The following is a 14,607-nucleotide window of genomic DNA, read 5'->3' as shown; positions in this document are numbered from 1 at the left end:
AATTTCCTCTTGTCAGGCCGGAATAACTCCCTATAATGCGCCACCACTGACACGGAACAACGGCAAATAAGCCGCCGGGTCAGCGGGGTTCTCCTGAGAACTTCGACAGAGAAAAGCGAAAAAATGCTTGACTCTGTAGCGGGAAAGCGTATTATGCACACCCCGCGCCGCTGAGAAAAAGCGAAGCGGCACTGCTCTTTAACAATTTATCAGACAATCTGTGTGGGCACTCGAAGATACGGATTCTTAACGTCGCAAGACGCTAAATGAATACCAAGTCTCAAGAGTGAACACGTAATTCATTACGAAGTTTAATTCTTTGAGCATCAAACTTTTAAATTGAAGAGTTTGATCATGGCTCAGATTGAACGCTGGCGGCAGGCCTAACACATGCAAGTCGAACGGTAACAGAAAGAAGCTTGCTTCTTTGCTGACGAGTGGCGGACGGGTGAGTAATGTCTGGGAAACTGCCCGATGGAGGGGGATAACTACTGGAAACGGTAGCTAATACCGCATAATGTCGCAAGACCAAAGAGGGGGACCTTCGGGCCTCTTGCCATCGGATGTGCCCAGATGGGATTAGCTAGTAGGCGGGGTAACGGCCCACCTAGGCGACGATCTCTAGCTGGTCTGAGAGGATGACCAGCCACACTGGAACTGAGACACGGTCCAGACTCCTACGGGAGGCAGCAGTGGGGAATATTGCACAATGGGCGCAAGCCTGATGCAGCCATGCCGCGTGTATGAAGAAGGCCTTCGGGTTGTAAAGTACTTTCAGCGGGGAGGAAGGGAGTAAAGTTAATACCTTTGCTCATTGACGTTACCCGCAGAAGAAGCACCGGCTAACTCCGTGCCAGCAGCCGCGGTAATACGGAGGGTGCAAGCGTTAATCGGAATTACTGGGCGTAAAGCGCACGCAGGCGGTTTGTTAAGTCAGATGTGAAATCCCCGGGCTCAACCTGGGAACTGCATCTGATACTGGCAAGCTTGAGTCTCGTAGAGGGGGGTAGAATTCCAGGTGTAGCGGTGAAATGCGTAGAGATCTGGAGGAATACCGGTGGCGAAGGCGGCCCCCTGGACGAAGACTGACGCTCAGGTGCGAAAGCGTGGGGAGCAAACAGGATTAGATACCCTGGTAGTCCACGCCGTAAACGATGTCGACTTGGAGGTTGTGCCCTTGAGGCGTGGCTTCCGGAGCTAACGCGTTAAGTCGACCGCCTGGGGAGTACGGCCGCAAGGTTAAAACTCAAATGAATTGACGGGGGCCCGCACAAGCGGTGGAGCATGTGGTTTAATTCGATGCAACGCGAAGAACCTTACCTGGTCTTGACATCCACAGAACATTCCAGAGATGGGATGGTGCCTTCGGGAACTGTGAGACAGGTGCTGCATGGCTGTCGTCAGCTCGTGTTGTGAAATGTTGGGTTAAGTCCCGCAACGAGCGCAACCCTTATCCTTTGTTGCCAGCGGTCCGGCCGGGAACTCAAAGGAGACTGCCAGTGATAAACTGGAGGAAGGTGGGGATGACGTCAAGTCATCATGGCCCTTACGACCAGGGCTACACACGTGCTACAATGGCGCATACAAAGAGAAGCGACCTCGCGAGAGCAAGCGGACCTCATAAAGTGCGTCGTAGTCCGGATTGGAGTCTGCAACTCGACTCCATGAAGTCGGAATCGCTAGTAATCGTGGATCAGAATGCCACGGTGAATACGTTCCCGGGCCTTGTACACACCGCCCGTCACACCATGGGAGTGGGTTGCAAAAGAAGTAGGTAGCTTAACCTTCGGGAGGGCGCTTACCACTTTGTGATTCATGACTGGGGTGAAGTCGTAACAAGGTAACCGTAGGGGAACCTGCGGTTGGATCACCTCCTTACCTTAAAGAAGCGTTCTTTGTAGTGCTCACACAGATTGTCTGATAGAAAGTGAAAAGCAAGGCGTCTTGCGAAGCAGACTGATACGTCCCCTTCGTCTAGAGGCCCAGGACACCGCCCTTTCACGGCGGTAACAGGGGTTCGAATCCCCTAGGGGACGCCACTTGCTGGTTTGTGAGTGAAAGTCGCCGGCCACTGTATCTCAAAACTCACTTACGAGTGATGTTTGAGATATTTGCTCTTTAAAAATCTGGATCAAGCTGAAAATTGAAACACTGAACAACGAAAGTTGTTCGTGAGTCTCTCAAATTTTCGCAACACGATGATGGTTCGTAAGAAACATCTTCGGGTTGTGAGGTTAAGCGACTAAGCGTACACGGTGGATGCCCTGGCAGTCAGAGGCGATGAAGGACGTGCTAATCTGCGATAAGCGTCGGTAAGGTGATATGAACCGTTATAACCGGCGATTTCCGAATGGGGAAACCCAGTGTGATCCGTCACACTATCATTAACTGAATCCATAGGTTAATGAGGCGAACCGGGGGAACTGAAACATCTAAGTACCCCGAGGAAAAGAAATCAACCGAGATTCCCCCAGTAGCGGCGAGCGAACGGGGAGGAGCCCAGAGCCTGAATCAGTATGTGTGTTAGTGGAAGCGTCTGGAAAGGCGTGCGATACAGGGTGACAGCCCCGTACACAAAAATGCACATGCTGTGAGCTCGATGAGTAGGGCGGGACACGTGGTATCCTGTCTGAATATGGGGGGACCATCCTCCAAGGCTAAATACTCCTGACTGACCGATAGTGAACCAGTACCGTGAGGGAAAGGCGAAAAGAACCCCGGCGAGGGGAGTGAAAAAGAACCTGAAACCGTGTACGTACAAGCAGTGGGAGCCTCTTTAATGGGGTGACTGCGTACCTTTTGTATAATGGGTCAGCGACTTATATTCTGTAGCAAGGTTAACCGAATAGGGGAGCCGAAGGGAAACCGAGTCTTAACTGGGCGTTAAGTTGCAGGGTATAGACCCGAAACCCGGTGATCTAGCCATGGGCAGGTTGAAGGTTGGGTAACACTAACTGGAGGACCGAACCGACTAATGTTGAAAAATTAGCGGATGACTTGTGGCTGGGGGTGAAAGGCCAATCAAACCGGGAGATAGCTGGTTCTCCCCGAAAGCTATTTAGGTAGCGCCTCGTGAATTCATCTCCGGGGGTAGAGCACTGTTTCGGCAAGGGGGTCATCCCGACTTACCAACCCGATGCAAACTGCGAATACCGGAGAATGTTATCACGGGAGACACACGGCGGGTGCTAACGTCCGTCGTGAAGAGGGAAACAACCCAGACCGCCAGCTAAGGTCCCAAAGTCATGGTTAAGTGGGAAACGATGTGGGAAGGCCCAGACAGCCAGGATGTTGGCTTAGAAGCAGCCATCATTTAAAGAAAGCGTAATAGCTCACTGGTCGAGTCGGCCTGCGCGGAAGATGTAACGGGGCTAAACCATGCACCGAAGCTGCGGCAGCGACACTATGTGTTGTTGGGTAGGGGAGCGTTCTGTAAGCCGTTGAAGGTGTGCTGTGAGGCATGCTGGAGGTATCAGAAGTGCGAATGCTGACATAAGTAACGATAAAGCGGGTGAAAAGCCCGCTCGCCGGAAGACCAAGGGTTCCTGTCCAACGTTAATCGGGGCAGGGTGAGTCGACCCCTAAGGCGAGGCCGAAAGGCGTAGTCGATGGGAAACAGGTTAATATTCCTGTACTTGGTGTTACTGCGAAGGGGGGACGGAGAAGGCTATGTTGGCCGGGCGACGGTTGTCCCGGTTTAAGCGTGTAGGCTGATTTTCCAGGCAAATCCGGAGAATCAAGGCTGAGGCGTGATGACGAGGCACTACGGTGCTGAAGCAACAAATGCCCTGCTTCCAGGAAAAGCCTCTAAGCATCAGGTAACATCAAATCGTACCCCAAACCGACACAGGTGGTCAGGTAGAGAATACCAAGGCGCTTGAGAGAACTCGGGTGAAGGAACTAGGCAAAATGGTGCCGTAACTTCGGGAGAAGGCACGCTGATATGTAGGTGAAGCGACTTGCTCGTGGAGCTGAAATCAGTCGAAGATACCAGCTGGCTGCAACTGTTTATTAAAAACACAGCACTGTGCAAACACGAAAGTGGACGTATACGGTGTGACGCCTGCCCGGTGCCGGAAGGTTAATTGATGGGGTCAGCCGCAAGGCGAAGCTCTTGATCGAAGCCCCGGTAAACGGCGGCCGTAACTATAACGGTCCTAAGGTAGCGAAATTCCTTGTCGGGTAAGTTCCGACCTGCACGAATGGCGTAATGATGGCCAGGCTGTCTCCACCCGAGACTCAGTGAAATTGAACTCGCTGTGAAGATGCAGTGTACCCGCGGCAAGACGGAAAGACCCCGTGAACCTTTACTATAGCTTGACACTGAACATTGAGCCTTGATGTGTAGGATAGGTGGGAGGCTTTGAAGTGTGGACGCCAGTCTGCATGGAGCCGACCTTGAAATACCACCCTTTAATGTTTGATGTTCTAACGTGGACCCGTGATCCGGGTTGCGGACAGTGTCTGGTGGGTAGTTTGACTGGGGCGGTCTCCTCCTAAAGAGTAACGGAGGAGCACGAAGGTTGGCTAATCCTGGTCGGACATCAGGAGGTTAGTGCAATGGCATAAGCCAGCTTGACTGCGAGCGTGACGGCGCGAGCAGGTGCGAAAGCAGGTCATAGTGATCCGGTGGTTCTGAATGGAAGGGCCATCGCTCAACGGATAAAAGGTACTCCGGGGATAACAGGCTGATACCGCCCAAGAGTTCATATCGACGGCGGTGTTTGGCACCTCGATGTCGGCTCATCACATCCTGGGGCTGAAGTAGGTCCCAAGGGTATGGCTGTTCGCCATTTAAAGTGGTACGCGAGCTGGGTTTAGAACGTCGTGAGACAGTTCGGTCCCTATCTGCCGTGGGCGCTGGAGAACTGAGGGGGGCTGCTCCTAGTACGAGAGGACCGGAGTGGACGCATCACTGGTGTTCGGGTTGTCATGCCAATGGCACTGCCCGGTAGCTAAATGCGGAAGAGATAAGTGCTGAAAGCATCTAAGCACGAAACTTGCCCCGAGATGAGTTCTCCCTGAGACTTTAAGTCTCCTGAAGGAACGTTGAAGACGACGACGTTGATAGGCCGGGTGTGTAAGCGCAGCGATGCGTTGAGCTAACCGGTACTAATGAACCGTGAGGCTTAACCTTACAACGCCGAAGATGTTTTGGCGGATGAGAGAAGATTTTCAGCCTGATACAGATTAGATTAACCGGCGATAAGCGGGTTGATAACAGAATTTGCCTGGCGGAGATAGCGCGGTGGTCCCACCTGACCCCATGCCGAACTCAGAAGTGAAACGCCGTAGCGCCGATGGTAGTGTGGGGTCTCCCCATGCGAGAGTAGGGAACTGCCAGGCATCAAATAAAGCGAAAGGCCATCCGTAAGGATGGCCTTTTTGCGCTGGTGCGGAAAAAATGCCGGATGCAACGTTTGCCACGTCTTATCCGACCTACTCCTGCTTATTCAGCCTGCTGACTCATCCACCCAACAACAAAATCAGCCAGCCCCTCAATATCATTAATGTCCAGTAACGCGACATCAACATTAAGCGGTATATCGCTGGCCACAGCAATGACATGCCTGTCTATCACCAACTCTTCCGGTCGATGTCCGGCCCCATCGCGAAACAGCACAATCTTCGCGATCTCTTCATGTTTGAACCCTTCAACCAGAATCAAATCCAGCTTTGAGTCATCCATCCGGCTTGCGAGAAAATGCAAATCCAGTTCTTCTGCGTTTGGGGTTTCTGTCATCAAAGCCCAACGCTGCTGGCTGGCAACGATGGTTTGTGCCGCTCCGGCCTTGCGTAGCTCATAGCTATCTTTGCCCGGCTTATCAACATCCATATCATGATGCGTATGCTTAATAAGACCCGGACGGATCCCTCGTGCGCACAATACCGGAATAAGTTTTTTTAACAGTGTGGTTTTGCCGGTGCCACTCCATGCGGCAAAGGCGAGTAAAGGGATTATTGTCTTTCCTGCCATCGGGCAAGCTCCTCTGGCGTATTCACGTTAACAAATGCCTCTTTACGATCGCTGAAATCAACAGCATGACCGCCAGCAAGATTCATAAAGGCCATCACCCGGCGCTCTCCGGAATGCAGATATTCCTGCAATAATGGCTCAATAGTGCGATTTACCAGGGCAATAGTTGGATGATCCCGCTCGCCGTCATGGACCCACACTACAGATGCATCTTTTCGCTGATGATAAAGTCGGGAGGCTAAATCCTGGGGGATATAAGGCGTATCACACGGACAAAACAGAAACCACTCATCAGCTTCTTGCTGCATTACTGAAAGCATTCCCGCCAGAGGGCCTGGGTAATCTGCCAGTGAATCCTCAATTACTTTCAGACCGCTTAATCGGTAGATTTCCTGATGGCGATTGGCATTAACCACAACGTGAGATAACTGCGTCATTAGCGCGTCAGCGACATGCCGCCACAGCGGTTTGCCGTTTAATTCAAGTAATCCTTTATCTACGCCGCCCATGCGTCGGGCTTTACCGCCTGCCAGCACCACGCCTGTTATCGTCGTCATCAGATTCACCGATATCGCCTCTTTTATTGTGGGATTGACCCTGCTAACGTGTCTGTCTCAAGAGTAAGGAGCATCACTATGAAATGTAAACGTCTGAATGAAGTTATTGAACTCCTCCAGCCAGCCTGGCAAAAAGAGCCAGACCTTAACCTGCTGCAATTTTTGCAGAAATTGGCGAAAGAGTCAGGTTTTGACGGCGAACTGGCGGATTTGACGGATGACATTCTAATCTACCACCTGAAAATGCGCGATTCCGCAAAAGATGCGGTGATCCCGGGTTTGCAGAAAGATTATGAAGAAGATTTCAAAACGGCGCTGTTACGCGCACGTGGCGTAATTAAAGAGTAAAAGCTTGTAAGCAGCACCAACAAAATCATCGTGAAATGATATCCTTCATCATTCGTAATGTTTTCCGGATGATGGGATGAACAACAGCGCTTTTACTTTCCAGACACTACACCCGGACACCATCATGGACGCTCTGTTTGAGCAAGGGATCCGGGTGGATTCCGGTCTTACCCCACTTAACAGCTATGAAAACCGAGTCTATCAATTTCAGGACGAAGAGCGTCGACGCTTCGTCGTTAAATTTTATCGTCCTGAACGTTGGACAGCCGACCAAATCCTCGAAGAACATCAATTTGCGTTACAACTGGTAAACGACGAAGCTCCAGTCGCCGCGCCGTTAGCCTATAACGGTCAAACTTTATTGAATCATCAGGGATTTTATTACGCTGTTTTTCCAAGCGTCGGTGGTCGTCAATTCGAAGCCGACAATATTGATCAGATGGAAGCGGTGGGGCGCTATCTGGGGCGGATGCACCAGACGGGGCATAAACAGCTTTTTATCCATCGTCCGACTATTGGCCTGAATGAATATCTTACTGAGCCACGTAAGCTGTTTGAGGACGCCACACTAATACCTTCCGGGTTGAAGACCGCATTCCTGAAAGCGACAGATCAACTGATTGCCGCTGTTACAGCGCATTGGCGGGAAGATTTCACCGTTCTGCGGCTACATGGAGACTGCCACGCTGGAAATATTCTTTGGCGCGATGGTCCGATGTTTGTCGATCTGGATGATGCGCGCAATGGCCCAGCGGTACAGGATCTGTGGATGTTACTCAATGGCGATAAAGCCGAGCAGCGGATGCAATTGGAAACTATTATTGAAGCTTATGAAGAATTTAGCGAGTTCGACACCGCTGAAATCGGACTGATTGAACCTTTACGCGCCATGCGTTTGGTTTATTATCTTGCCTGGCTGATGCGGCGTTGGGCTGATCCCGCGTTCCCGAAAAATTTCCCGTGGTTAACCGGGGAAGATTACTGGCTGCGACAGACGGCGACTTTTATAGAACAGGTAAAAGTTCTACAAGAACCCCCTTTACAATTAACACCTATGTATTAATCGGAGAGAGTAGACAATGAAAAAGATTTGGCTGGCGCTGGCTGGTTTGGTTTTAGCGTTTAGCGCATCGGCGGCGCAGTATGAAGATGGTAAACAGTACACCACCTTGGAAAAACCGGTTGCTGGCGCGCCGCAAGTGCTGGAGTTTTTCTCTTTCTTCTGCCCGCACTGCTATCAGTTTGAAGAAGTTCTGCATATTTCTGATAACGTGAAGAAAAAACTGCCGGAAGGCGTGAAGATGACCAAATACCACGTCAACTTCATGGGTGGAGACCTGGGCAAAGATCTGACTCAGGCCTGGGCAGTGGCGATGGCGCTGGGTGTAGAAGACAAAGTTACTGTTCCGCTGTTTGAAGGCGTACAGAAAACTCAGACCATTCGCTCTGCATCTGATATCCGCGATGTATTTATCAACGCAGGTATTAAAGGTGAAGAGTACGACGCGGCGTGGAACAGTTTTGTCGTTAAATCTCTGGTCGCACAGCAAGAAAAAGCGGCCGCAGATGTGCAATTGCGTGGCGTTCCGGCGATGTTTGTTAACGGTAAATATCAGTTGAACCCGCAGGGTATGGATACCAGCAATATGGATGTTTTCGTTCAGCAATATGCTGACACAGTGAAATATCTGTCTGAGAAAAAATAATTCATTGTGAATTACATAAGGCCCGTGAATACTCGCGGGCTTTTTTATTTTTAAATAAATATAAATACTTTCTGATAATGCGTCCAGTTGCTGGACATTATTTCATCATAAGTGGATATTCAAACTTTTGCTGTTTTATCAGGGAATATCTATATGATACGTAAGTCAGCTACGGGTGTAATTATTGCGTTAGCCGTTATCTGGAGTGGTGGTACATGGTACACTGGCACGCAAATTCAGCCGGGTGTCGAAAAATTTATTAAAGATTTTAACGATGGGAAAAAGAAAGGTGAACATGCCTACGAGATGACGGCAAGCTATGAAAACTTTGAAAAAGGTTTTTTTAATTCCCATTTTCAAATGCTAATTACATTTGATAACGGAGCTCCAGATCTCAATATCAAACCAGGCCAGAAAGTTGCATTTGATGTGGATGTTGAGCACGGCCCGTTTCCCATCACGATGTTAATGCATGGTAATGTCATCCCTGCTCTGGCGGCTGCAAAAGTGAAATTAGTGAATAATGAACTGACACAGTCGCTATTTATCGCTGCGAAAGATAAATCGCCCGTCGAAGCATCATTGCGATTCGCATTTGGTGGCTCATTCTCTACGATATTAGATGTTGCTCCTGCAGAGTATGGTCAGGTATCCTTTGGTGAAGGCCAGTTTACTTTTAGCGGCGATAATAGTTCATTGTCTAACCTGAATATTGAAGGAAAAGTCGAAGATATCACTCTGAACTTATCGCCGATGAATAAAGTAATAGCAAAAACCTTTACTGTGAACTCCCTGACAAGACTGGAAGGAAATAAATTTCCGATTGGTGAAAATGAGTCAAAATTTAATCAGGTCAGCATTATCAATCGTGGTGAAGAGGTTGCCAAAATTGATGCATTCATAGCCAGGACAACGCTTGAGCGTGTTAAAGATAAAGACTTTATCAATGCTAATCTGACTTATGGTATTGAGAAATTAACCAAAGGAAATCAGGCGCTAGGTAGTGGTCAATGGTCGCTGATTGCTGAATCTATCGACCCAACGGCAGTTCGTCAATTTATCATTCAGTACAATATTGCGATGAAGAAGCAGTATGCAGCACACCCTGAGTTAGCTAACGATAAAAATGCGCAAGAAGAAGTGAATGCTGCGTTGTTCAAAGAGTCTTTACCGCTATTACAAAAAAGTGAACCGGTTATTAAATTACCGATTAGTTGGAAAAATACAGTCGGAGAACTTAACGCTAATCTGGATATCAGTATTGCTGATCCTGCTAAATCATCATCGGCCACAAATAAAGATATTAAATCACTCAATTTTGACGTGACTTTACCGCTTAATGTCGTCACTGAAATATCAAAGCAAATTAATTTATCTGAAGGAATGGATGCTGAAAAAGCCCAGAGGCGGGCTGATAAACAAATTAGCGGAATGATGGCGTTAGGTAAGATGTTTCAGTTAATCACCATTGATAACAATATCGCCTCACTGCAACTGCGTTATATGCCAGGTAAAGTTGTTTTCAATGGGCAGGAGATGAGTGAAGAAGAATTTATGTCTCGTGCAGGGCGTTTTATTCATTAAAATGATGCCTCGCCTCTGCTAATACAGAGGCGAGTAAAACTTACTTATTCTGATGCTGTGATGACATCAGAGATGTCAGAAGCCGGTCTTTTTCCTGCCACAGTGAGTTCAGCCACTGCTGAAAATGGCGTTTAAAACCTTTGTCATTGATATAGTCGCCATGCAACTCTTCAGCAATGGGCTGTAAATCCACATGCACGACAATTCGTGTCAGTTTGCCACTTAACATATCGAAGAATGGTTGGCGATTATTGTCCGGATAACACAGCGTAACGTTGAGTAATTTATCGAATTGTTTACCCAGCACATTCAGTGCCATCGCAATACCGGCAGCTTTTGGCGGCAGAAGATTTTGAAATGCCGAATGGGTTTTTTGATGTTTCTCTTGCGTGAAACGGGAGCCTTCAACAAAATTCACAATAGTGGTGGGATGCCGACGAAACTTCTCGCATGAGCGCCGAGTGGTTTCAACATCTTTACCACGCCGCTCCGGATGACGTAATAAATAAGCGCGGGAATAACGCTTCATAAACGGCATATCCAGTGCCCAACACGCCAGGCCAAGAAAAGGCACCCAGGCAAGTTGCTGTTTGAGGAAATATTTATTCATCGGAATGTGCTTACGAAACAGCACGCACAGTACGACAATATCTGCCCAGCTACGATGATTACAAATAAGTAGATACCAGTTCTTTTTACTTAACCCCTCCAGCCCGTGAACTTCCCATTGCAGGTGTGGGTTAAGGTGCAGCAAACACGCCAATCCTTCACACCAGCAATACATCATAAAATCACAAAAGCGTGAAACCTTTCGCCAAATTACTGGTACAGGTAACAACAGTTTTACGATCCCGGCAATGATGATCGGGATAGAACAAAAAATGGTGACCAAAATGGTCAATACGATACTCAGCAAAAGGGTTATCGTAGCGAGTATTCTCGTCATAATTAATTTATTCAAAAAGTTAGCCATAGACAGTGCGCGAAAGAAGCGCAAGGCGCAGATTTTAGCAGAAAACGATCCAAATAACGGATGATCCTTAAATAGAAAAATAAATCATATCTATCCACATTATAAAAAATCCCTTTTTCTCAATTGTTCGTTGAGGGGATATTTTTAACTTCATGAAAGTAAACGATAAATATTATGCTGTAAAAAGCATGAGAATAAATTAAAAGCGATGTAAATAATTTATGCACAAAGTTATCCACATGGGGATTAGCGAGCGATCCAGAAGATCTACAAAAGATTTTCACGAAAAGCGGTGAAAAACTCATGTTTTTATCCCGTCTGTGGCATCCTTTACCCATAATCTGATAAACAGGCACGGACATTATGGTTCAGATCCCCCAAAACCCACTTATCCTTGTAGATGGTTCATCTTATCTTTATCGCGCATATCACGCGTTTCCGCCGCTGACCAACAGCGCAGGCGAGCCGACTGGTGCGATGTATGGTGTCCTCAACATGCTGCGCAGTCTGATCTTGCAATATAAACCGACGCATGCAGCGGTGGTCTTTGACGCCAAGGGAAAAACCTTTCGTGATGAACTGTTTGAACATTACAAATCACATCGCCCGCCAATGCCGGATGATCTACGAGTGCAAATCGAGCCTCTGCATGCAATGGTTAAAGCGATGGGCTTGCCGCTGCTGGCCGTTTCTGGCGTAGAAGCAGACGATGTTATCGGCACTCTGGCACGCGAAGCAGAAAAAGCCGGTCGCCCGGTACTGATCAGCACCGGTGATAAAGATATGGCGCAACTGGTAACGCCAAATATCACTCTCATCAATACCATGACGAATACGATCCTTGGCCCGGAAGAGGTCGTGAATAAGTACGGTGTACCGCCGGAACTGATTATCGACTTCCTCGCGCTGATGGGCGACTCTTCAGATAACATCCCTGGCGTACCGGGCGTGGGTGAAAAAACCGCGCAGGCACTGCTGCAAGGTCTTGGTGGGCTGGATACGCTGTATGCTGAGCCGGAAAAAATTGCTGGCCTAAGCTTCCGCGGTGCGAAAACAATGGCGGCGAAGCTCGAGCAAAATAAAGAGGTAGCATATCTTTCTTACCAGTTAGCGACGATTAAAACTGATGTTGAGCTGGAGCTGACCTGTGAACAACTGGAAGTGCAGCAACCGGCGGCTGAAGAGTTGTTAGGGCTGTTTAAAAAGTATGAATTCAAACGCTGGGTTGCCGATGTTGAAGCAGGCAAGTGGTTACAGGCCAAAGGGGCGAAACCGGCCACAAAGTCGCAGGAAACCATTGTTGTCGACGAAATGCCGGAAGTGACTGCGACGGTGATTTCTTACGACAATTACGTCACCATCCTTGATGAAAATACGCTGAAAGAATGGATTACGAAGCTGGAAAAAGCGCCGGTATTTGCTTTTGACACCGAAACCGACAGCCTCGATAACGTCTCTGCCAACCTGGTGGGGCTATCTTTCGCCATCGAGCCAGGTGTGGCGGCGTATGTACCGGTTGCTCATGATTATCTCGATGCTCCCGACCAGATCTCTCGCGAGCGCGCCCTCGAACTGCTGAAACCACTGCTGGAAGATGAGAAGGCGCTGAAGGTCGGGCAAAACCTGAAATACGATCGCGGTATTCTGGCGAACTACGGCATTGAACTACGTGGGATTGCGTTTGATACCATGCTGGAGTCCTACATTCTCAATAGCGTTGCCGGGCGTCACGATATGGACAGCCTCGCGGAACGTTGGTTGAAGCACAAAACCATCACTTTTGAAGAGATTGCGGGTAAAGGCAAAAATCAACTGACCTTTAACCAGATTGCCCTCGAAGAAGCCGGACGTTACGCCGCCGAAGATGCAGATGTCACCTTGCAGTTGCATCTGAAAATGTGGCCGGATCTGCAAAAACACAAAGGGCCGTTGAACGTCTTCGAGAATATCGAAATGCCGCTGGTGCCGGTGCTTTCACGCATTGAACGTAACGGTGTGAAGATCGATCCGAAAGTGCTGCACAATCACTCTGAAGAGCTCACCTTGCGTCTGGCTGAGCTGGAAAAGAAAGCGCATGAAATTGCAGGTGAAGAATTTAACCTTTCTTCCACCAAGCAGTTACAAACCATTCTGTTTGAAAAACAGGGGATTAAACCGCTGAAGAAAACGCCGGGTGGCGCGCCGTCAACGTCGGAAGAGGTACTGGAAGAACTGGCACTGGACTATCCGTTGCCAAAAGTGATTCTGGAGTATCGTGGTCTGGCGAAGCTGAAATCGACCTACACCGACAAGCTGCCGTTGATGATCAACCCGAAAACCGGGCGTGTACATACCTCTTATCACCAGGCAGTAACCGCAACGGGACGTTTATCGTCAACCGATCCTAACCTGCAAAACATTCCGGTGCGTAACGAAGAAGGTCGCCGTATCCGCCAGGCGTTTATTGCGCCAGAGGATTATGTGATTGTCTCAGCGGACTACTCGCAGATTGAACTGCGCATTATGGCGCATCTCTCGCGTGACAAAGGCTTGCTGACCGCATTCGCGGAAGGAAAAGATATCCACCGTGCAACGGCGGCAGAAGTGTTTGGTTTGCCACTGGAAACCGTCACCAGCGAGCAACGTCGTAGCGCGAAAGCGATCAACTTTGGTCTGATTTATGGCATGAGTGCTTTCGGTCTGGCGCGGCAATTGAACATTCCGCGTAAAGAAGCGCAGAAGTACATGGATCTCTACTTTGAACGCTATCCAGGCGTGTTGGAGTATATGGAACGCACCCGCGCCCAGGCGAAAGAACAGGGTTACGTTGAAACGCTGGACGGACGCCGCCTCTATTTGCCGGATATTAAGTCCAGCAATGGTGCGCGCCGTGCCGCGGCAGAACGTGCAGCAATTAACGCGCCAATGCAGGGCACCGCGGCCGATATCATCAAGCGGGCGATGATTGCCGTTGATGCGTGGCTCCAGGCCGAGCAACCGCGTGTGCGTATGATTATGCAGGTACACGATGAACTGGTGTTTGAAGTTCATAAAGATGATCTCGATGTGGTAGCGAAGAAAATACATCAGTTGATGGAAAACTGTACCCGTCTGGATGTGCCGTTGCTGGTGGAAGTGGGAAGTGGCGAAAACTGGGATCAGGCGCACTAAGATTCGCCTGAGCAAGCCTTTTTTTCGTAAGTAAGCAACATAACTCGCCACATTTTGTGATGACTATTAGAAATTCCTATGCAACAACTGAAAAAAAATTACAAAAAGTGCTTTCTGAACTGAACAAAAAAGAGTAAAGTTACTCGCGTAGGGTACAGAGGTAAGATGTTCTATCTTTCAGACCTTTTACTTCACGTAATCGGATTTGGCTGAATTTTTTAGCCGCCCCAGTCAGTAATGACTGGGGCGTTTTTTATTGCACGAAAGAAAATATCTGTATTGTCTGATTCGCTACGCTTATCAGGTTTATTG

8 protein-coding genes, 1 tRNA gene and 3 rRNA genes are annotated in these 14,607 nt (G+C 48.7%); 9 read left to right on the top strand and 3 right to left on the bottom strand.

Going from position 1 to position 14,607, the window contains the following annotated elements; genetic code table 11:
* Window positions 1-336: 336 nt before the first annotated feature.
* The 4 genes from A1SC_RS06685 to rrf all read left to right on the top strand — a co-directional run bounded on the left by A1SC_RS06685 (window position 337) and on the right by rrf (window position 5,346).
* Window positions 337-1,878: ribosomal RNA gene (locus A1SC_RS06685) — 16S ribosomal RNA — on the top strand.
* 85 nt (window positions 1,879-1,963) lie between these two features.
* Window positions 1,964-2,039, top strand: a tRNA-Glu gene (locus A1SC_RS06690).
* Window positions 2,040-2,232: 193 nt separating this feature from the next.
* Window positions 2,233-5,137: ribosomal RNA gene (locus A1SC_RS06695) — 23S ribosomal RNA — on the top strand.
* 93 nt (window positions 5,138-5,230) lie between these two features.
* Window positions 5,231-5,346, top strand: a 5S ribosomal RNA gene (gene rrf, locus A1SC_RS06700).
* The 16S, 23S and 5S rRNA genes sit together here with 1 tRNA gene alongside, the layout of an rRNA operon.
* Before the next feature lie 103 nt (window positions 5,347-5,449).
* Here rrf and mobB read toward each other — a convergent pair.
* Both mobB and mobA read right to left on the bottom strand, forming a co-directional pair.
* Window positions 5,450-5,977 (bottom strand): molybdopterin-guanine dinucleotide biosynthesis protein MobB, encoded by a 528-nt coding sequence (gene mobB / locus A1SC_RS06705; protein ID WP_000907596.1) that lies wholly within the window; start codon window positions 5,975-5,977, stop codon window positions 5,450-5,452.
* Complete coding sequence (mobA, locus tag A1SC_RS06710) at window positions 5,959-6,543, bottom strand: molybdenum cofactor guanylyltransferase MobA (RefSeq protein ID WP_016262679.1); 585 nt, start codon at window positions 6,541-6,543, stop codon at window positions 5,959-5,961. The genes mobB and mobA overlap by 19 nt, the downstream gene beginning before the upstream one ends.
* Window positions 6,544-6,612: 69 nt before the next feature.
* Here mobA and A1SC_RS06715 point away from each other — a divergent pair, with 69 nt between their 5' ends.
* From A1SC_RS06715 to A1SC_RS06730, 4 genes are all read left to right on the top strand, one after another.
* Window positions 6,613-6,882: a YihD family protein gene (locus A1SC_RS06715; protein WP_001295263.1), complete on the top strand. Its 270-nt coding sequence runs from the start codon at window positions 6,613-6,615 to the stop codon at window positions 6,880-6,882.
* Window positions 6,883-6,958: 76 nt separating this feature from the next.
* Window positions 6,959-7,945: a stress response kinase SrkA gene (gene srkA / locus A1SC_RS06720; RefSeq protein ID WP_016262678.1), complete on the top strand. Its 987-nt coding sequence runs from the start codon at window positions 6,959-6,961 to the stop codon at window positions 7,943-7,945.
* Window positions 7,946-7,961: 16 nt separating this feature from the next.
* Entirely contained in the window at window positions 7,962-8,588 is a 627-nt protein-coding gene (gene dsbA, locus A1SC_RS06725) for a thiol:disulfide interchange protein DsbA (protein WP_000725337.1), read from the top strand.
* Window positions 8,589-8,741: 153 nt separating this feature from the next.
* The gene (locus tag A1SC_RS06730) at window positions 8,742-10,172 is read left to right on the top strand and encodes a DUF945 family protein (protein ID WP_016262677.1); all 1,431 of its coding nucleotides are present in this window, start codon (window positions 8,742-8,744) and stop codon (window positions 10,170-10,172) included.
* 40 nt (window positions 10,173-10,212) lie between these two features.
* Here A1SC_RS06730 and A1SC_RS06735 read toward each other — a convergent pair whose 3' ends face one another.
* Entirely contained in the window at window positions 10,213-11,145 is a 933-nt protein-coding gene (locus A1SC_RS06735) for an acyltransferase (protein WP_016262676.1), read from the bottom strand.
* Between the two features lie 363 nt (window positions 11,146-11,508).
* Here A1SC_RS06735 and polA point away from each other — a divergent pair, with 363 nt between their 5' ends.
* Window positions 11,509-14,295, top strand: coding sequence for a DNA polymerase I (polA, locus tag A1SC_RS06740; protein WP_016262675.1), 2,787 nt, complete (start codon window positions 11,509-11,511; stop codon window positions 14,293-14,295).
* The last annotated feature ends 312 nt before the right edge of the window (window positions 14,296-14,607 follow it).

Source organism: Escherichia sp. KTE52 (assembly GCF_000408325.1).
Lineage (GTDB): Bacteria > Pseudomonadota > Gammaproteobacteria > Enterobacterales > Enterobacteriaceae > Escherichia > Escherichia marmotae.
The sequence above is the reverse complement of the archived record's forward strand: the minus strand, read 5'-3'. Positions and strand labels throughout refer to the sequence as shown.

Coding starts and splice junctions, on each gene's coding strand:
- mobB (WP_000907596.1), bottom strand. CDS start 5,977: ATGGCAGGAAAGACAATAATCCCTTTACTCGCCTTTGCCGCATGGAGT.
- A1SC_RS06715 (WP_001295263.1), top strand. CDS start 6,613: ATGAAATGTAAACGTCTGAATGAAGTTATTGAACTCCTCCAGCCAGCC.
- srkA (WP_016262678.1), top strand. CDS start 6,959: ATGAACAACAGCGCTTTTACTTTCCAGACACTACACCCGGACACCATC.
- dsbA (WP_000725337.1), top strand. CDS start 7,962: ATGAAAAAGATTTGGCTGGCGCTGGCTGGTTTGGTTTTAGCGTTTAGC.
- A1SC_RS06730 (WP_016262677.1), top strand. CDS start 8,742: ATGATACGTAAGTCAGCTACGGGTGTAATTATTGCGTTAGCCGTTATC.
- A1SC_RS06735 (WP_016262676.1), bottom strand. CDS start 11,145: ATGGCTAACTTTTTGAATAAATTAATTATGACGAGAATACTCGCTACG.
- polA (WP_016262675.1), top strand. CDS start 11,509: ATGGTTCAGATCCCCCAAAACCCACTTATCCTTGTAGATGGTTCATCT.